Source organism: Maribacter sp. 4U21, assembly GCF_002742365.1.
Lineage (GTDB): Bacteria > Bacteroidota > Bacteroidia > Flavobacteriales > Flavobacteriaceae > Maribacter.
The window spans coordinates 20,370-38,974 of sequence record NZ_MDGN01000058.1 but is presented as its reverse complement, the minus strand read 5'-3'; the positions used below and the strand labels follow the sequence as shown (position 1 = coordinate 38,974).

Genomic DNA, 18,605 nt, shown 5'->3' with positions numbered 1-18,605 from the left:
ATTGCATATTACACAATTTACCCTTACTTTTCTTCTACCAATCCATACCAACCAGATGCAGGACAAGAAAAGTGGAATTAAATACGAGGAGATATTAGATGAACTGCAAGTACAAAGTTGGCAATTAGAACTGGTAATCTCCGGTTTTGCAATCTTTGGTTTATTTTCTTCCCTGGAACCTTTGTTTGAGTTTGCAATAGATAAAAAACTAGAGGGTAGCAAGCTTCAATTTATTTTTTTATATACCATTTACATTTCATGCTTACTTGCAATAGTAAATCTTATAATTCATGTTCTACTTCGCGGTTTGTGGATAGGTGCAGTTGGTATACGATCGGTATCCGGGGATATTGATTTTGAAGCACTCAATATATCAAAGGTTTTCAAAGCTCACTTACAAAAAAAAATTGGAACTTTCGACAGGTATATAATAAGCCTAGAAAATTATTCCAGTATTCTTTTTGGGGTCACTTTTTTAATTGCATTTATTACCATTGCACTAGCTCTTAATTTTATAATTTTCATCTTTTGTTTCATGTTTTTTTGGGAAAGTGATTTTTTTCCTTTTGAATTAAAAGCAATTTTAGGTTTTCTTCTAATACCAGCTTTCATCTTAGGTCATCTCATAACTCTAATAGACTTCATCTTACCAGGCATCGTAAAACGCTCACAAGATGTAGCTAAGGCATATCTACCTATTTACAAAATCTTTAGCGTATTGACTTTGTCTTTTATTTACAGACCTATTCTTTACAACTTGTTAGACAATAAATTCGGCAAAAAAATAATATACTCCTTGATTCCCCTCTATGGAATATTACTCTTTTTTTATTCTTTAAAACTAAATGAAAGTAATTTTTTTGATCCCTATGAGCAATCTTCCAATCAAGTAGCTTTTAGAAGAAATTATAAGGATATGATAAGCAGAAATGGAGATTATATAGGATACGCCGCTATTTCATCCAAAATCATTACCCAACCGTTTCCAGAGATTACCATACCTTATAGCAAATATTTGGAAGATGATATTATCGAATACGACACCTTATTAAGACCACAATCAGATGCCAGAGGTTATGAGTCTAGTATAATCAACTTTTTCAAAAGAAAAAAAGACACTTTAGGAATAGGGTCTAATGAATATTTACAAACTATTAATGAAATGTTTCATTTTCAAATAGATGGTACCGATTTGGTTTCAGAATTGGTAGTAGTGTCTAACAAAAATGAAAAACTTGACTTAGAAATGTTCGTGGATCTTTTGGGTTATTCACGAGGAAAGCACTTATTAACTATAAAACACAAAGAACTTAAAGGAGATAGCATACCTACGATTGATTATGAAACCATTCCATTTTGGTATTTCCCTGAAGACAATAGAACTACCCCAATGACCAACATACGAGTAGATTCGCTAAGTACTAAATAATCATCATAACTAAACAAATTATAATTTGAAACCCCCTTTGAAATAGAGGTTGGTTTTATATCTTCACGTTATGAAGGTCATTGCCACAAATATTGGAGAAGCGGTCACCGTTGAATGGCACGGTAAAAACGAACAGACCGGTATTTTTAAATACCCGACGGAAGCACCCCTGTATTTATCCAAGAACGATGTTAAGGGAGATACCGTAATAGACCGTATTCATCATGGAGGAATCAATAAGGCCTGCTATCTTTTTTCGGCAGACTACTATCCTTACTGGAAGAATTTGTATCCTAAATTAAAATGGGACTGGGGCATGTTCGGAGAAAACCTTACCGTCCAAGGTCTAGATGAAGATGAGATAAGGATAGGGAATGTCTATCGTTTGGGTTCTGCTTTGGTACAAGTGTCCCAACCAAGAGAGCCCTGCTACAAATTGGGTATTCGTTTTGGCACACAAGAAATATTAAGGCAATTTATTGCGCATAACCACCCCGGTACCTACGTTAAGATTTTAGAAGAGGGAACGGTTACTGCGGGGGATTCCTTGGTCTTGGTAAAAGAATCTGAAAATACCTTAACCGTAAAGAATTTCTACGAGCTGCTGTTTACGAGACAAAAAGATAAGGAACTTTTGGCCCTGTTCATGGATAACGATGCGGTTCCCCAGTATAAAAAGGACCGATTTAAAAAATACATTTAATGCAAATATCTTTTCCATGGCATTTATATACAATGGCCGCCCTATATATTTTTGCCGGTCTAATGCATTTTATTAAACCTAAAGTTTATTTGAGAATCATGCCCAGGTATTTACCGAATCATAGGGCTTTGGTACTATGGAGTGGAATAGCGGAAGTGTTCCTGGGCGCAGCCTTGTTGTTTAGACCCACTAAAAATTTTGCCATTTACGGTATTATAGCAATGCTCCTTATCTTTCTACTAGTGCACGTTTACATGCTTACCGGTGAAAAACAGGCAGCAGGTGTCCCCAGATGGATTTTAGTGCTCCGTATTCCCTTACAGTTCGCACTCATGTTTTGGGCTTTCTCTTATTTAAAATATTGATAAAACAAAAAGGGGACGCGCCCGTCCCCTCTTTTCCTTGAAATTTAACCTAACTTAATCAACTGTAAAATCTTCTGTATAGGTAGCTGTACTATCCGTAATTACTACTGTATAACTACCGGAAAAGGCATCTGAAAAATCAAACGCTTTTTCTACTATTAATTCTTCATTTCTAATTTCTGAAAAAACCAATCTATAATCCGCGTCGTAAACCTTAATCTCTACAGGAGCTTTTTCCAAGTTTAGGAAGTTCATGTAAATCTTGTTCTTTGTCTTTCTAAAGTAAGGCTTTACACGCTCTTCCGTATCCAAAATTCTAAGAACATTATCCGCTATGACCATAGTGTACATGTAGTTCTTGAAATTATCCGATGTATAAAAGTAATATGTTCCGTCGTTCAAGTTCCTTAAATCAAACTTTTTACTGATGGTGCTATTGGTAATAGTTTCAGCATATATAAGATTCATATCGGCATCTACTAAACGTACTGATAAATCCTCAGAACCGTTCTCTAATGTTAGCAGCAAGCTCTTAGCTTTAGTAAGCGCTACTAGATTTAATTTCGTTTCTTCTGCCAAGCCAACTACTGTAGAAAGCATTAGGGCAACAACTGTTGTAAGTTTTAAAATTGTTTTCATAATAATCTGTTTTTAAGATTAATAAATAGTTACAAGGCAAATTTAGGTCCGGTCCTAGCTTCTCACTACATGATATTTTCCCATTTTATGTTCTATTTTAACAACGATTACCCCTTCATTTATTTAGATGGTTAATATTGCACATATTATTGGTAATTTTGTAAATATTCTTAAGACCTTTGTTGACTAATTTTATATAAAAATTATCATTTGCTATGATTACTCAAAAACCTGCTTTTGAAGCCATAGAACCCACTTTTGGTCACTCTTTTACCTACCAGAAATTTGACCAATCTAAGTTGAACAAGAACTACGCCTGGCATTATCATCCAGAAATAGAGTTGGTGTATGTCAACGGTGGTTCCGGGAAAAGACAAATTGGAAGTCATGTATCGTATTATACTAACGGAGAACTTATTTTAATCGGCAGTAACTTACCACACTGTGGGTTAACGGATAGGCTCACAGGAAATACTAGCGAAACGGTAATTCAAATGAAGTTGGATTTTTTAGGGAACGATTTTTTCAATATTCCTGAAATGCAGAAAATACAGAAACTTTTTACCACTGCTAATGGTGGTATCACCTTCTCCGGTAAAACCAAACGTAAAATTGGAGAAAAGATGGAAGTATTGGAATATCAGACTGATTTTCAACGACTCCTGTCCATTCTCAACATTCTAAACGAATTGGCCAATTCTACCGAAATAAAACTTTTGAATGCCGAAGGCTTTTCCTTGGAGACAGATATAAAGGATAATGACCGTATTAATGTAGTATTCAATCACGTGAAGAACAACTTTAAGGAAGAAATTACTTTGGAGGAAATAGCTGGCATTACCAGCATGACCATACCCTCTTTCTGTAGGTATTTTAAAAAGATAACCAACAAAACCTTCATACAGTTCGTTAACGAATACAGACTGGTGCATGCATCCAAACTGTTAGCGGAAAAACCCATGAGTATTACCGAGGTATGTTTTGAATGTGGATTTAACAACTTTTCTCACTTCAACAAATCCTTCAAAGCCTTTACGGGACAAAACCCTTCGGAATATAGAAATCAACTTAAAACGGTATTAAGTTAATGCAGGGCCTTTTTAATGAACCCATAGATTTAAATCTACCGGATAGCACCATACGCTATTATCCAAAATTCTTAGCACCGGAAAAAGCGACCGAATACTTTAACTCACTTAAGGATAGGGTTGTCTGGCAACAAGATGATATAAAGGTATTTGGTAAAGTATATGCGCAACCAAGACTTACCGCACTGTACGCCAACAATGAACTGCCCTACTCTTATTCCAATATTACGATGAGGCCTCATCGGTTTACAAAAGAACTTCTATGGCTTAAGAACAAGATTGAGGATATCGCCGATTGCGAGTTTACGACATGTCTTCTAAATTTATACAGAGACGGCAGGGATAGTAATGGATGGCATGCCGATAACGAAAAAGAATTGGGCAAAAACCCTATTATCGCCTCAATAAGTCTGGGAGCTGAACGCTTTTTCCACTTGAAGCATAATACCAATCCCGAGCTAAAACAAAAAATTCTTTTAGAACACGGTAGCCTGCTACTAATGCAAGGAAAAACCCAACACTTTTGGAAGCACCAGATACCCAAAACCGCTAAACCTATTCCAGAGCGCATTAATCTTACCTTTCGGATTATCAAATAAATAGTCTCAGACCAAGCGCGGCAAGTGTTCGTAGGAAAACGAACTCTTTTTCTGAAGTAAGCCACGGAACATTTAACTCTCGATTATCGAGTAAAAAAACCGGCCGTGGGAACCGGTTTTTTAAGTCCGTTATTTCATGGGCAACTATCTTTGGTATAGGGACAAATTAAACCAATATCCGCGCTGCTCATAATCAAATAACCTATTTCAAAGGTCGTGCCAAAGACCATTCTTTTTTGGTTCGTATATTTGTACTGCTATGAAAAAAGAATTTACAGAAGTAGAATTGGACCGTATAATAGAAATGGCCTGGGAAGACCGTACACCTTTTGACGCCATAACTTTTCAGTTTGGAATATCCGAACAGGAGACGATAGAAATCATGAGAAAAGAAATGAAGCCCAGTAGTTTCCGCATGTGGCGCAAGAGAGTACAGGGTAGGGCAACGAAACACGCCAAATTAAGGACCAACAACGTGGACCGTTTTAAATGTTCACGTCAAAGGCAAATTACCGGAAATAAAATTTCTAAAAGGTAATACTACATTTTCTATTCAAAAATGCTATTCAGTACGGCGGCCAGACGTATTCCTCCTTTTTGTAATTGCTCCTCTACCGTGTTCCACCACCTATAGCTGTATTGGTACCCGATTTTTTCGCCTACCGTTACGGAGTCATAGATTTCGTTCGCAATATCTTGAGATTCTTCTACCCAGTCGTACACATCTCCCTTTTGTAGTTCCTTTATCTGATTTTTAGTCAGAACCGGTAATTTATCCGAGAGCTCTGTAAAACTCATTCCATAGTCATTGATCATATTGGAGTCCCAAACCCGGTGTAAGTTACTCCCTTCACCGAACCATTGCACCTGTATATCGTTTCCGCCCTTATCTTCCAAACGACCCACATGCATGGGCTGATGCAAATCACCGATCAAATGGACCAAGAACTTTAGATAAAAAGCAACGTCTTGCTCAGCACTGTTCGGGTCCTTGATTATAGAAATACAGGTATTAATGCCCATTACTAAATCGCCATACTCGCTCGGTTCAACATCCCGATAATTCTTATCAGACGGAAAATTCACGTAATGCCAAGCACTAAACTTTCTAAACTGCCTATCTGCCTTGATTTCATCACCAAAATTGGCAATCGCTGCCAAGCTTTGACCTTTAAGAATCTTATGTATTGCCTTTTTCGCTCTTCTTGATAAATGCGCTTGGGCTACCTCTCCTACAACCCTATGTCCCGTTTTAGACCATATCACATCGTTCCCAAAAGAAAATTGCGTCACTAAAAAGACCAGTATAACTATATTTTTCATTCCCTAAATTTGTATCAAAAATAGACCATCATATTTTAAGTTATTGTTAAAAAGCTATTAGGCTTACATTTTAATTACATCTTGCAATCATGAAAAAGTTGTTCGGTATTATAAAGCGAATAAAACCAAAGCTCCTAAGCTATTTTCTAGTTACGATAGGGTTGTCTTTTCTGGTCTTGTTCGTATTCATAACAAGTATATATCTAGGTGCATGGGGCAAGCTTCCCAGCTCCGAGGAACTGGCCAGTTTTCAATATCAAGAGGCTTCGGAAGTTTTTTCGGCGGACAGTGTATTGATAGGTAAATATTACCTCAAAGACCGCCAACCCATTCCTTTCGATGCCATACCTGATAAGGTGCTGCACGCACTCATTGCAATTGAAGATGAGCGCTTTTACGACCACTCCGGAATAGACTACAAAAGTCTTTTTAGAGTAGGTCTCAAAACCATACTTATGGGAGACACTTCCTCTGGAGGCGGTAGCACCATTACCCAGCAATTGGCTAAAAATCTCTATCCGAGAAAAGAGCGTAATGAGACCAATATCGTCGTAGATAAGTTCAAGGAAATGTTGATAGCTAAAAGACTGGAAACCATTTTTTCAAAAGAAGAAATTCTCGCCCATTACCTAAACACCATGTCCTTTGGCGATAACACTTTCGGTATTGAAAGTGCGGCCTTAAAGTTCTTTAATACAAGAACTAAAAATCTTTCATATCCCCAGGCGGCCACCTTGGTCGGTATGCTAAAAGCCACTTACGGCTATAATCCCCGAATTTTTCCGGACAAAAGTATTACCCGAAGAAACGTTGTACTCATGGCGATGCATCGCAATGGCTTTATTAGTGAAAATCAGTTGAAGGAATCTACGGATACCGAGCTGGCCTTGGATTATAGGGAATTTGACTATAATGCCGGCTTGGCACCCTATTTCAGGGAAGAAGTGCGCAAACAACTCATAAAATGGACCGAGCAGGAAAATGAAAAAGGAGGCAATCTAAACCTCTACACCGGTGGTCTAAAGATATATACAACGCTCAATTATAAAATGCAAAAATTAGCAGAAGAGGTTATGGTGAAGCACATGACCCAATTACAGGAAAGTTTTGAAAAAAGTTATGGAAAAAATGCGCCCTGGTTAAAAGACAAGATGCTTATGAATAAAATTGTGAAGCGGAGCGCCATTTTTAGAAAATTGAAAAATCAAGGCTTTAAGGAATCTGAAATAATGGATAGCCTTAAGAACAACACCCGTAAAATACCATTTTTTAGTTGGCAGGGCGACTTTGAGAAAGATGCCAGTACTTGGGACAGCATCCAGTATTACAGTAAGATTTTGAATACGGGGACCATGTCCATGGACGCCCATACGGGAGCTGTATTCACTTGGATAGGCGGTGTGGACTTCAAACGCTTTAAATACGACCATATTTCACAAAGCAAACGTCAAGTAGGCTCTACATTTAAACCTATTGTATATACGGCTGCCCTAGAAAAAGGTATAGCCCCATGTACCTATTTTTCCGCTCAGGAAATTGCCTATAAAAATTTAGAAGGATGGTCTCCCAGTAACTCCGGCGAAAAGAATGAAACCTATCTCAATTACTCCATGGAACAAGGGCTGAGCAATTCGGTAAACACGATTGCCGTAAAAGTTTTAGAAAAAACGGGAATAGGGCATGTTTTGGAGCAGGCCAAGAAAATGGGAATCAAAGAGAAGCTTCCTAAATTACCCTCCCTGGCCTTGGGTACAGGTGAAATTAGAATGACCGAAATGGCCAAGGCCTATACCAGTTATTTAAATGAAGGTAAAACCGTAGAACCGTTTATCATTAAGCGTATTACCAATCAAAATGACTCTATTTTAGCCAGTTTTGAATCAAAAATGAACGAAAAAAGCGCTTTTTCGAGGGAAAATGGCGCAATTATGATAGAAATGATGAAGGCTACTATTAACTCTGGTACTGCTTCCAGAATACGGGACACCTATAATTTAAAGAATGATATTGCAGGGAAAACAGGCACTACTCAGAATAATAAAGATGCTTGGTTCGTTGCCCTGACTCCGAAACTGCTGCACCTAACTTGGGTAGGACTGGATAATCATGAAATAGGTTTCAAAAACACCAGCTTGGGCCAAGGTGCCAACGCCGCACTACCTCTTTTTGCGCTGTGGTATCAAGAATTGAATAAAGACAAGACCTTTAATAAAATTACCCAGGCCAAATTTTCCCAGCCCAGTGCTTCCGTGCTAACCGCGCTAGACTGCAAGCCTATCAAAAGAGATGGTTTTTTTAAACGTCTTTTTAAAAACCCAAATAAGAAGAAAGAAAAAAAGTTCAAAAATTAGTTCAAACTAAAGCTTCGTGTCAAATAATTTGATATATTTATGATATCATTTTAATATCATATATTATGTCAACTGAAAAAAACTATAATCCCATCAACGGATACACAATGCTTTTTGTACTACTAGTATTGGTGGGTGGAGGAATACCTCTACTTCGAATCTATGTAGGTGCTTTACTATTATTTGCCGCAGTCTTTATTATACCCGGGTTCGTCCTTGTAAACCCCAACAGCTCCAGAGTTCTTTTACTTTTCGGAAAATATGTAGGTACCATCAAGAAAAATGGTTTGTTCTGGGTAAATCCGTTATACTCCAAAAAGAAAATTTCTCTCCGCGCCAGTAATTTTGATAGTGAAAGACTTAAGGTAAATGATAAACTAGGGAATCCTGTTATGATCAGTACCATTTTAGTTTGGCGCGTCACCAATACCTACAAAGCAGCTTTTGAGGTAGACGATTACCAAAACTTTGTACGTGTACAAACCGACGCGGCGGTGCGTAAACTGGCCAGTATGTATCCTTACGATAATTTTGCGGATGAGGGCTTGGATGAGGATATCACCCTACGTTCTAGCCTCAACGAAGTAAGCGAGGCATTGGAAAAAGAGGTTCAGGAACGCTTGGCCATGGCCGGTATTGAAGTATTAGAAGCTAGGATGGGCTACTTGGCCTACGCTCAAGAAATTGCCAATGCCATGCTCAAAAGACAACAAGCAACCGCCATCGTAGCTGCCAGACATAAAATTGTTGAGGGAGCCGTAAGTATGGTAGAAATGGCCCTGGACGAGTTAAGCAAAAAAGAATTGGTAGCTTTGGACGAGGAGCGTAAGGCAGCTATGGTTAGTAATCTAATGGTAGTATTATGTTCGGATAAGGATGCCGCTCCCATTGTGAATACAGGGACCTTAAATCATTAAGATTCTTTATTCTATAAGTTACAGAACAATTCAGCCCTAGATTTTCTAGTCATGATTTTAATGAAATGAGTAAAAAAAAGGCCTTTGCATTACGGGTAAATGAAGATATGCTCAAAGCTATCGAGAAGTGGGCAGCAGATGAATTTCGCAGTACTAACGGGCAAATAGAATGGATGCTTATGAAAAGTCTTAAAGAAGCAAAGCGCGCTCCAAAGGAGAAAAAAGACAACTAAGTTTTAGCATTTTTTTAACGATGTAAAAGGTTAATTTTGGTACCAGCTAATTCCAAACGAAAATGACCAAAATATTAAGTACTCTAGTGCTTCTACTTCTTTTTATTTCGGTACGTTCCCAAACCAAAGACAAATCTTTTACTGTTAAACATACTACGGATAAAATTATTACTGATGGCATTTTAGATGAACCCATTTGGGAAATTGCCGAGAGTGCCGGTGAATTTCAACAATATTTTCCATCGGACGATGTTCCTGCAAAATATCAGACCGATATAAGAATGGTCACGGACGAAACTACGCTTTACGTAGGAATAAAAGTTTATACTCCCGGGGAAGACTACGTTATCCCGTCATTGGAACGCGATTTTAGGGCTGGCGGTAACGATAATATAAGTATCATATTCGACACGTTTAACGACGGCACCAATGCCTTCCTATTTGGCATAAACCCCTACGGAGTTCGCAGAGAAGTACTCATATCCGGTGGTGGGCAAAGTTTAAGGGGCTTTACCACATCATGGGATGTAAAATGGCGTGGAGAAAGTAAGATATACGAAGGATATTATACGGCAGAAATGGCTATCCCCCTAACTTCTTTCAAATTCGCGGAGGGTGAAACCAAATGGAGGTTCCAGAGTTACCGTTTTGACATGCAGTCCAACGAACGGAGTAATTGGTATATTATCCCGCAGAACCAAAGCGTAATTAACCTAGCTTTTATGGGAGATATGTATTTTGAAAAACCACTAGGTCGCTCAAGGACTCCCCTTGCCCTGATACCCTATGTAAATGCAATTACGGATAAGGATTTTAGTACAGATAGCGGAGATACCTCTTTTAAAGTTGGAGGTGACGCCAAGATTGCCATAGGCAACGGAATGAACCTCGATGTTACGGTAAATCCTGATTTTTCTAATGTGGAGGTAGATGATATTTTCACAAACCTTACTAGGTTCGAGGTTTCCTTGCCGGAAAGAAGACAGTTCTTTGTAGATAACAATGACCTCTTTGGAAGTTTTGGCGGCAGTAGGGATGCAAACCCCTTCTTTTCCAGAAGGATCGGTATCGCTACCGATAGTTCCGGTAATTCTGTACAAAATGATATTCTTGGAGGTATTAGATTAAGCGGTAAATTAAATAATAACCTTAGACTTGGCTTTTTGAACATTCAAACGGCTAAGGATGAAAATCAGGAAATACCATCGAATAACAACATGATGTTCGCCCTGCAGCAAAAGGTATTTGCTAGGTCTAATATTGGAATGTTCTTCATTAATAGACAAGCGTTCGGAAACGAAGATTTTATCAATGAAGAAGATAGCTATAACAGGGTTATAGGAGTGGATTATAACCTGGCCAGTGAAAATAATGTTTGGTTCGGAAAGTTCTACACGCACAAATCCTTTCAACCTGGAGATAAGAAAGGAAACTACTCGGCAGGTGCTTTCTTAGGCAGAAATACGAGGTTTTGGAACGTGTTTACGGATTTGGCGTATGTCGGGGATGATTTTAAGTCTGATCTCGGATTCATAAGACGAAATGACATTATAAAATCTGCGACCTCTGTACGTCGCTTATTTTGGCCCGAAAAAGGTTCGATCAATAACCATGGACTAGAAATTTTTCCGATTTTAACTTGGAGACCCGGTCTTGACTATAAGAAAACGGATCATGAGGTGCAGGTGAACTATAATTTTGCAATGAAAAATTTCTCCGAATTTGGCTTCTCCTATTCCAACAACTACATCTTCTTGTCCGATTCTTTTGATCCCACCAGTACAGATGGCGCCGTTGAGTTACCCGGTGATAGGGGGTATACTTTTGATTCGGTCAGTTTCAATTACCAATCTAACCAAGCTAATGTCTTCGCTATTCAGACAGAAAGCTCCATTGGCAGCTTTTTTAACGGTTCAAGATTTTCTATGGGTGCAGAGGCAACGCTACGGCTACAACCCAAGCTACGATTAAGCTTAAACGTGAATTACGATAAGATAAACCTACCTGATCCATTTCCCAGTGCAGACCTTTGGTTGGTCAGTCCTAGGGTGGGCGTAACCTTTAGTAAATCCGTATTTTGGTCCACACTTTTTCAATACAGCAACCAAAGGGATAATCTCGGAATAAATTCTAGATTGCAATGGCGTTTTGCACCACTATCAGACCTATTTATTGTTTATAATGACAACTACGCCGTAAACTTATTTGAACCAAAATTCCGTTCTATAAACCTAAAGTTCACCTATTGGTTAAATATTTAGAAAACGAGCTGCTAGATACTACCTGTGTACATAAACATAATACTAAGGCAAACAAATTTTACCCGATGACAAAAATATTGAGCACGCTTGTGCTTTTGCTGCTTTTTACTACGGTACATGCACAAGGCGTAGATAAATCCTTTACTGTTAAACACAGCTCAGACAAAATTGTCCCCGATGGTATTTTGGATGAGCCCATTTGGGAAATGGCAGAAAGTGCGGGTGATTTTCAACAATATTTTCCCGCTGATGATGTCTTAGCGGAATATCAAACCGATATTAGAATGGTTACCGATGAGACCACGCTCTATGTAGGAATCAAGGTCTATAGTCCCGGAAAAGATTACGTAATACCATCATTAGAACGCGATTTTAGAGCCGGTGGAAACGATAACATCAGTATTCTTTTTGACACATTCAATGATGGAACCAACGCCTTCCTTTTTGGAATAAACCCATATGGTGTGCGCCGAGAAGCTCTAATTTCTGGAGGCGGCGGCAACAATAGCGGATTTACTACTTCTTGGGACGTAAAATGGAAAGGAGACAGCAAAATATACGATGGGTATTACACCGCCGAAATGGCGATTCCCTTAACCTCTTTCAAGTTCGCAGAAGGAGAGACGAAATGGCGCTTTCAAAGTTACCGGTTCGATGTGCAGATCAATGAAAATAGCGTTTGGTATCCCGTTCCTCAAAATCAATCGATATTCAGTTTGGCCTTTATGGGCGATATGGTATTTGAAAAATCATTAGGAAAATCAAGAACACCTTTAACGATTATCCCCTATGCAAACCTCCTATCGGACAGGGACTTTTCTTCCGACCAAGGAGAAACCGCTTTAAAAGTCGGAGGGGATGCTAAAATAGCCATTGGCAACGGAATGAATCTTGACATTACGGTAAATCCCGATTTTTCTAATGTTGAAGTAGATAATATTTTTACCAACCTTACACGTTTTGAGGTTTCCCTACCGGAAAGACGCCAGTTCTTCGTGGATAATAATGACCTTTTTGGTGATTTTGGAGGTGGTAGAGATGCAAATCCCTTCTTTTCTCGCCGTATAGGTATTGCGACGGACAGCGCAGGAAACTCCGTAGAAAACGATATTATTGGAGGCATACGTCTTAGTGGTAAAATTAATGACGGTCTTAGACTGGGTTTGTTGAACATCCAGACCGGTGAAGACTTAGACCGGGAAATAGTTTCCAACAACAATATGATGTTAGCGCTACAGCAGAAAGTATTTTCGCGTTCCAACATTGGTTTTTTCTTCATTAACCGGGAAACTTTTGGAGACGATGATTTCTCATTACCAGAGGACCGTTACAACAGAGTCGTTGGGATAGATTACAACTTATCCAGTAAGGACGATGTTTGGCAGGGAAAATTCTATGGCCATAAATCCTTTCAACCTGGAGATAAAGTCGGGAATTATTCACTGGGAGCGAACCTTGGCCGTAACACCCGCTTTTGGAGCGTTTTTGGCGATGTTGTACTCGTGGACGAGGACTTTACCTCCGACCTTGGATTTATAAGAAGAAAGGATATATTTAAATCGGCATTATCCGTGAACCGTTTATTTTGGCCAGCATCTGGCCCCATCAATAATCACGGCATTCAACTCTTTTCCGTGGTAACGTGGCGACCAACTTTGGATTTCCAAAGAACGGACCACGACATTAACCTGAGTTATGATTTTGAAATGAAAAACCTATCCCAGTTTGGCTTAGGGTATTCCAATAGTTTTGTTTTTTTGAACAATCCCTTTGACCCTACGAGTACAGAAGGTGCCATAAAATTGCCGGGGAATCAAAATTATAATTTCAATACTGTAAATTTTTCCTACCGGTCTAACAGGGCCAACGTTTTTGCTTATGAAGGTAATAGTTCTATAGGAAGCTTTTTTAATGGATCCCGATTTTCTGCCGAAGGAGAATTTACCTTAAGAATACAGCCCAAAGTGCGTTTAAGTTTAAATGTAAACTACGATAAAATAAGCCTACCGGACCCTTTCCCTAGCGCAGACCTTTGGTTGGTTAGTCCTCGTGTTGGTATCACCTTCAGTAAATCCGTATTCTGGTCCACGCTCATTCAATATAGTAATCAACGAGATAATCTAGGAATTAATTCTAGGCTGCAATGGCGTTTTGCACCACTGTCGGACCTTTTTATTGTTTATAATGACAACTATGCCGTTAACTTATTTGAACCTAAGTTTCGCTCCATAAATTTGAAGCTTACTTATTGGCTAAATATTTAGGCGATGTAGCATAATGTAATGCTTAAAATTAATTTGTAAACACTTAAATTTGAGAGTGTACCAAACCTAAAATGAATGACTAGACTTTTTTGTGTCTTCGTATGTCTGTTATGCTATTCTCTTGTGCAAAGCCAACAAGAAACCAAATCAGTAACCGTAAAGTTTATTTCCGAAAAAATTGTCCCGGATGGTATTATAGACGAGCCTATATGGGAAATAGCACAAAGTGCGGATGAATTTTGGGAGTATTTTCCGTTAGATTCTATTCAGGCCAGAAAACAGTCCCAAATTAAAATACTTTATGATCACAAGAACCTTTATATAGGTATTAAGGCCTATTCTATCGGTAAAAATTATGCTACGCAATCCTTAAGAAGAGATTTTAGAGGCAGTGGAAGCGATAGCTTTTCGCTAGTTTTTGACACCTTTAACGATGGCACTAATGCTTTTCTGTTCGGTATAAATCCTTTTGGTGTGCGCCGAGAAGGGCTCATCGCAAACGGTGGTACAAGCCAAGATGATTTTAATTTGGCTTGGGATATGAAATGGAAAGGAAATGCAAAAATTTACGATGATTATTTTACGGCGGAAATGGTCATTCCACTCACCTCTTTTAAATTTGAAGAAGGCACAACCAAATGGCGGTTTAACAGTTACAGAATTGAAACTCAATCCAATGAACGCAGCACGTGGACAAGGATTCCGCAGAACCAACAAATTTACAATCTTGCCTTTATGGGCGATATGATATTTGAAAAACCTTTGGGAAAATCGCGAACTCCATTGGCCCTTATTCCCTACGTTAACGGTATTGCGGAAAGAGAGTTTGATGGTAACCGTAATTTCAATAACGTAAAGGTGGGTGCAGATGCCAAAATATCTGTAGGAAACAGCTTAAACCTGGACCTTACCTTAAATCCTGATTTCTCCACGGTAGAGGTCGATAATTTTATAACCAACCTCACGCGCTTTGAAATTGCGTTACCGGAACGACGTCAATTCTTTATAGACAATAACGATCTTTTCGCAAGTTTTGGAAACGGTTTTGATTTTAGTCCGTTTTTCTCAAGACGTATCGGAATCGCACAGGACACCTTGGGTGAAACCATAGAAAATAATATTATAGGCGGTGTAAGGCTAAGCGGTAAATTGACTAATGATCTTCGTGTAGGGGTTTTGAACATTCAAACTGCAGAAGATTTAGAAAATAGAATTCCGTCTAACAATAATACCATGTTGGCATTACAACAACGCATTTTCTCAAGGTCTAACATCGGTGTTTTCTTCATCAATAAGCAGTCTTTTCAAGACTATGACTTTGTAGAACGCAAGGATGAATATAATCGTGTTTTGGGTATTGACTATAATCTGGCTTCAAAAGATAACACCTGGAACGGGTCATTTATTACCCATAAATCTTTTCAACCGGACGATAGCAAAGGAAACTTTGCTACAAGTGCATTAATTCGGTACAATAAAAGAAAGTTCAATGTTTTTGCCAAAGCTTCATTTATAGATGAAGATTTTCGTTCAGATTTGGGTTTTGTTCGTAGAACCGACCTTTTTAAAACCCTTTTGAGCCTTGAACGTGTGTTTTGGCCTAAGAAGGGTATAGTGCAAAACCATTCCTTTCAGTATTTCACCAATGTACGTTGGAGCCCAAGTAGAAGTTTTCTAAATACCGATTATGATCTTCGGTCACGCTATGAAGTTAATTTCAATAATCAATCACGAGCAAGCATCGCGTACACGAATAGTTTTACTTTCCTGTTCAACCCCTTTGACCCTACTCGCACGGAAGGTGCTATACCGCTTCCCGCTAACGAAAATTACTTTTACAATAGCGTAAGAGCAGGGTATCAATCCGACCAAAGAAAAATCTTTTCTTACGCCATAGAGTCCAGCATTGGCCGCTTTTTCAACGGAGACCGATTTTCCGTGGAAGGTGGTATGACCATGCGATTTCAACCGAAAGCCTCTGTCTCCCTTATGTTCAACTATGATCAAATAGACCTCCCCCAACCCTTTTCAAGCGCAAATATTTGGTTAATTAGTCCTAATATCGATATTACGTTCAGCAAATCTATTTTCTGGTCTACCCTGATTCAGTACAGCAACCAACGGGATAATTTAGGTTTCAACTCTCGATTGCAATGGCGCTTTGCTCCATTATCAGACCTTTTTCTCGTGTACAATGACAATTATTTTGTTAACGTGTTCGCCCCAAGGTTTAGATCTATAAACCTTAAACTATCTTATTGGTTAAATATTTAGAATGAATTTTAAAATACTATGTTCAGATTTGGACGGAACTTTACTCACCACTAAAAGTGATGTATCTAACACTACCATTAGTGAAATTGCACGTATTCGCAAGAAAATTAAAGTAATTCTAGTCTCCGCCAGAATGCCCAGTGGCATGCACTACCTTCAAAAAAGACTGGGAATTGAAGACCAACCTATTATCTGTTATAACGGGGCCCTTGTTCTGGATGGAAAAAAAGAACTACTGTCCGTTTATATACCTCTGCATACCGTAAGACAGATTTACGAAATATGTAAAGAATTTAAGACCGATATAGGTCTGTATGAAAATGACCATTGGCAGGTGACCCGATCATCCGAAAGGGTAGAAAAAGAAATAAAATATACGAGAACTTACCCTTCATTTGTTCCGGCCGAGATGACATTGGCCTATCTAGAAAAAAATAAGATTGGCGCACACAAGTTGATGCTTATGGGGACTAAGGAGAGTTCAGATGAATTAATGCCGGTGTTACGGCAGCAATTTGGTACAGCGTTGCATGTATACCGATCTAACGATACGCTTATAGAAGTCGCACCGAAGTCAGTATCAAAGTTAACGGCCATTCAACAATTGCTAACAAAGGAGGAAACATTACGGGACATTATCGCATTTGGTGATAATTATAACGACATGGACATGCTGACCCATGTGGCTTGTGGTGTAGCGGTCGGAAATGCTAGGGAGGAAGTTAAGCATATTGCCGACCACGTAACTTTAAAAAATACGCAAGACGGGGTGGCGCACTTTATCCGTGAACACCTACTTATTTGAGTATATTTGGGAAAATCAACTTCAACCGATATATGGACAATTCTATTACCGAACCACTAATATCAAATGACACCGTAGTTTTTGGGCTCCTCGCTTTTGCGCTGGGCTTCATATTTTACACCTCTAGTATAAAAACAGGGTTTTGGAGAAAATTTTACTCTATAGTTCCCGCGGTTCTTATGTGTTATTTACTACCCGCCATATTAGCTAGTAGTGGACTTATCTCGGATGAAACTTCTAAGCTCTATTTTATGGCTAGCAGATACCTTTTACCTGCGGCCTTGGTTTTAATGACCCTGAGTATTGATTTAAAAGCGATAGCCAACCTTGGTTCAAAAGCGATCATTATGTTCCTTACCGGTAGCGTGGGTATCATTATAGGAGGACCTATTGCTATTCTGCTCGTATCTATTTTCTCACCGGAGACCGTGGGCGGAAACGATTTTGATGCTATTTGGAGAGGATTATCCACTATTGCCGGTAGTTGGATCGGTGGTGGAGCCAACCAAGCCGCCATGCTAGAAATTTTTCAATATAATCCTGAGAAGTATGGCGGAATGGTGCTTATAGATATCGTTGTCGCCAATGTATGGATGGCAATTATCCTCCTTGGGGTAGGCAAGACCAAAAAGATAGATAAATGGCTAAAGGCCGATACCTCAGCAATTGAAACCTTGAAAATTAAAGTGACCGAATTCACGGAAAGAATTACTAAAGTACCCACGCTAAACGATTATATGATAATGTTATGTTTGGCCTTCTCAGCAGTAGGGATAGCACACTTTTTCGGGGACGCCATAAGTGCTTATCTCAGCAGTAATATTGAAGCTATCAGTGATAAAAAGAGCTTTCTTTCTTTCTTAAGTTCTGCTTTCTTTTGGATGGTGGTCATAGCCACAACGATAGGGATAGCACTTTCCTTTACCAAGGCAAAAAATTATGAAGGAGCCGGCGCCAGTAAAATTGGTGGCATGTTCATTTATATTCTCGTTGCTACTATTGGCATGAAGATGGATTTGGGTAAAGTACTGGAAAACCCTGGGCTGATCGCCATAGGTTTTATTTGGATCACTATTCATGCCGCTTTACTTATACTCGTGGCAAAACTTATAAAAGCGCCCTACTTTTTCCTTGCGGTAGGTAGTCAGGCTAATGTTGGTGGTGCAGCTTCAGCCCCTGTTGTAGCAGCAGAGTTTCATCCCTCACTTACTTCAGTTGGTGTTTTATTGGCTGTACTTGGATATGTCGTCGGTACAGGAGGTGCTTTACTTTGCGCCTACCTTATGGAAATAGCTTCTAGTGTTCACTAAACTTTGCAAATAAAGTTGGAAGTCATAGAAATACTAAAAAAATT

16 protein-coding genes are annotated in these 18,605 nt (G+C 38.9%); 14 read left to right on the top strand and 2 right to left on the bottom strand.

Annotation, left to right across the window (positions count from 1 at the left end):
- Window positions 1-55 precede the first annotated feature (55 nt).
- From BFP77_RS12450 to BFP77_RS12440, 3 genes are all read left to right on the top strand, one after another.
- Complete coding sequence (locus tag BFP77_RS12450; protein WP_099574358.1) at window positions 56-1,429, top strand: hypothetical protein; 1,374 nt, start codon at window positions 56-58, stop codon at window positions 1,427-1,429.
- A 70-nt stretch (window positions 1,430-1,499) separates the two neighbouring features.
- The gene (locus tag BFP77_RS12445) at window positions 1,500-2,132 is read left to right on the top strand and encodes an MOSC domain-containing protein (protein WP_099574357.1); all 633 of its coding nucleotides are present in this window, start codon (window positions 1,500-1,502) and stop codon (window positions 2,130-2,132) included.
- 5 nt (window positions 2,133-2,137) lie between these two features.
- Window positions 2,138-2,497 carry a DoxX family protein gene (locus BFP77_RS12440; protein WP_099574489.1) on the top strand — a complete coding sequence of 120 codons (360 nt, stop codon included), beginning with the start codon at window positions 2,138-2,140 and terminating at the stop codon, window positions 2,495-2,497.
- 54 nt (window positions 2,498-2,551) lie between these two features.
- Here the strand turns inward: BFP77_RS12440 and BFP77_RS12435 are convergent, their stop codons facing one another.
- On the bottom strand, window positions 2,552-3,136 hold the full coding sequence (locus tag BFP77_RS12435; protein WP_099574356.1) for a hypothetical protein: 585 nt from the start codon (window positions 3,134-3,136) through the stop codon (window positions 2,552-2,554).
- A gap of 215 nt (window positions 3,137-3,351) precedes the next feature.
- Here BFP77_RS12435 and BFP77_RS12430 point away from each other — a divergent pair, with 215 nt between their 5' ends.
- The 3 genes from BFP77_RS12430 (at window position 3,352) to BFP77_RS12420 (ending at window position 5,361) form a co-directional block, all read left to right on the top strand.
- Window positions 3,352-4,224, top strand: coding sequence for an AraC family transcriptional regulator (locus BFP77_RS12430; RefSeq protein WP_099574355.1), 873 nt, complete (start codon window positions 3,352-3,354; stop codon window positions 4,222-4,224).
- Window positions 4,224-4,823 (top strand): alpha-ketoglutarate-dependent dioxygenase AlkB family protein, encoded by a 600-nt coding sequence (locus BFP77_RS12425; RefSeq protein ID WP_099574354.1) that lies wholly within the window; start codon window positions 4,224-4,226, stop codon window positions 4,821-4,823. Before BFP77_RS12430 ends, BFP77_RS12425 begins: the two co-directional genes overlap by 1 nt.
- A gap of 259 nt (window positions 4,824-5,082) precedes the next feature.
- Window positions 5,083-5,361 (top strand): TIGR03643 family protein, encoded by a 279-nt coding sequence (locus tag BFP77_RS12420; protein WP_099574353.1) that lies wholly within the window; start codon window positions 5,083-5,085, stop codon window positions 5,359-5,361.
- 11 nt (window positions 5,362-5,372) lie between these two features.
- On the opposite strand, the gene BFP77_RS12415 is transcribed toward BFP77_RS12420, so the two are convergent.
- A complete protein-coding gene (locus tag BFP77_RS12415) occupies window positions 5,373-6,146 on the bottom strand; it encodes a S1/P1 nuclease (RefSeq protein ID WP_099574352.1) in 774 nt (257 codons plus the stop codon).
- Window positions 6,147-6,235: 89 nt separating this feature from the next.
- Between BFP77_RS12415 and BFP77_RS12410 the strand changes: the two genes are divergently transcribed.
- The 8 genes from BFP77_RS12410 to BFP77_RS12375 all read left to right on the top strand — a co-directional run bounded on the left by BFP77_RS12410 (window position 6,236) and on the right by BFP77_RS12375 (window position 18,561).
- Window positions 6,236-8,497, top strand: coding sequence for a transglycosylase domain-containing protein (locus BFP77_RS12410; protein ID WP_099574351.1), 2,262 nt, complete (start codon window positions 6,236-6,238; stop codon window positions 8,495-8,497).
- A 65-nt stretch (window positions 8,498-8,562) separates the two neighbouring features.
- Window positions 8,563-9,414 (top strand): SPFH domain-containing protein, encoded by an 852-nt coding sequence (locus tag BFP77_RS12405; protein ID WP_099574350.1) that lies wholly within the window; start codon window positions 8,563-8,565, stop codon window positions 9,412-9,414.
- Window positions 9,415-9,479: 65 nt separating this feature from the next.
- Window positions 9,480-9,647 carry an Arc family DNA-binding protein gene (locus BFP77_RS12400; RefSeq protein ID WP_099574349.1) on the top strand — a complete coding sequence of 56 codons (168 nt, stop codon included), beginning with the start codon at window positions 9,480-9,482 and terminating at the stop codon, window positions 9,645-9,647.
- 62 nt (window positions 9,648-9,709) lie between these two features.
- Entirely contained in the window at window positions 9,710-11,908 is a 2,199-nt protein-coding gene (locus tag BFP77_RS12395) for a DUF5916 domain-containing protein (protein WP_099574348.1), read from the top strand.
- Window positions 11,909-11,973: 65 nt separating this feature from the next.
- Window positions 11,974-14,172 (top strand): DUF5916 domain-containing protein, encoded by a 2,199-nt coding sequence (locus BFP77_RS12390; protein WP_099574347.1) that lies wholly within the window; start codon window positions 11,974-11,976, stop codon window positions 14,170-14,172.
- 75 nt (window positions 14,173-14,247) lie between these two features.
- On the top strand, window positions 14,248-16,446 hold the full coding sequence (locus BFP77_RS12385) for a DUF5916 domain-containing protein (protein WP_099574346.1): 2,199 nt from the start codon (window positions 14,248-14,250) through the stop codon (window positions 16,444-16,446).
- Window position 16,447: 1 nt separating this feature from the next.
- The gene (locus BFP77_RS12380; RefSeq protein WP_099574345.1) at window positions 16,448-17,251 is read left to right on the top strand and encodes a Cof-type HAD-IIB family hydrolase; all 804 of its coding nucleotides are present in this window, start codon (window positions 16,448-16,450) and stop codon (window positions 17,249-17,251) included.
- Between the two features lie 32 nt (window positions 17,252-17,283).
- Window positions 17,284-18,561 (top strand): DUF819 family protein, encoded by a 1,278-nt coding sequence (locus BFP77_RS12375; RefSeq protein ID WP_099574344.1) that lies wholly within the window; start codon window positions 17,284-17,286, stop codon window positions 18,559-18,561.
- Window positions 18,562-18,605 lie beyond the last annotated feature (44 nt).

Coding starts and splice junctions, on each gene's coding strand:
- BFP77_RS12450 (WP_099574358.1), top strand. CDS start 56: ATGCAGGACAAGAAAAGTGGAATTAAATACGAGGAGATATTAGATGAA.
- BFP77_RS12445 (WP_099574357.1), top strand. CDS start 1,500: ATGAAGGTCATTGCCACAAATATTGGAGAAGCGGTCACCGTTGAATGG.
- BFP77_RS12435 (WP_099574356.1), bottom strand. CDS start 3,136: ATGAAAACAATTTTAAAACTTACAACAGTTGTTGCCCTAATGCTTTCT.
- BFP77_RS12430 (WP_099574355.1), top strand. CDS start 3,352: ATGATTACTCAAAAACCTGCTTTTGAAGCCATAGAACCCACTTTTGGT.
- BFP77_RS12425 (WP_099574354.1), top strand. CDS start 4,224: ATGCAGGGCCTTTTTAATGAACCCATAGATTTAAATCTACCGGATAGC.
- BFP77_RS12420 (WP_099574353.1), top strand. CDS start 5,083: ATGAAAAAAGAATTTACAGAAGTAGAATTGGACCGTATAATAGAAATG.
- BFP77_RS12415 (WP_099574352.1), bottom strand. CDS start 6,146: ATGAAAAATATAGTTATACTGGTCTTTTTAGTGACGCAATTTTCTTTT.
- BFP77_RS12410 (WP_099574351.1), top strand. CDS start 6,236: ATGAAAAAGTTGTTCGGTATTATAAAGCGAATAAAACCAAAGCTCCTA.
- BFP77_RS12405 (WP_099574350.1), top strand. CDS start 8,563: ATGTCAACTGAAAAAAACTATAATCCCATCAACGGATACACAATGCTT.
- BFP77_RS12400 (WP_099574349.1), top strand. CDS start 9,480: ATGAGTAAAAAAAAGGCCTTTGCATTACGGGTAAATGAAGATATGCTC.
- BFP77_RS12395 (WP_099574348.1), top strand. CDS start 9,710: ATGACCAAAATATTAAGTACTCTAGTGCTTCTACTTCTTTTTATTTCG.
- BFP77_RS12390 (WP_099574347.1), top strand. CDS start 11,974: ATGACAAAAATATTGAGCACGCTTGTGCTTTTGCTGCTTTTTACTACG.
- BFP77_RS12385 (WP_099574346.1), top strand. CDS start 14,248: ATGACTAGACTTTTTTGTGTCTTCGTATGTCTGTTATGCTATTCTCTT.
- BFP77_RS12380 (WP_099574345.1), top strand. CDS start 16,448: ATGAATTTTAAAATACTATGTTCAGATTTGGACGGAACTTTACTCACC.
- BFP77_RS12375 (WP_099574344.1), top strand. CDS start 17,284: ATGGACAATTCTATTACCGAACCACTAATATCAAATGACACCGTAGTT.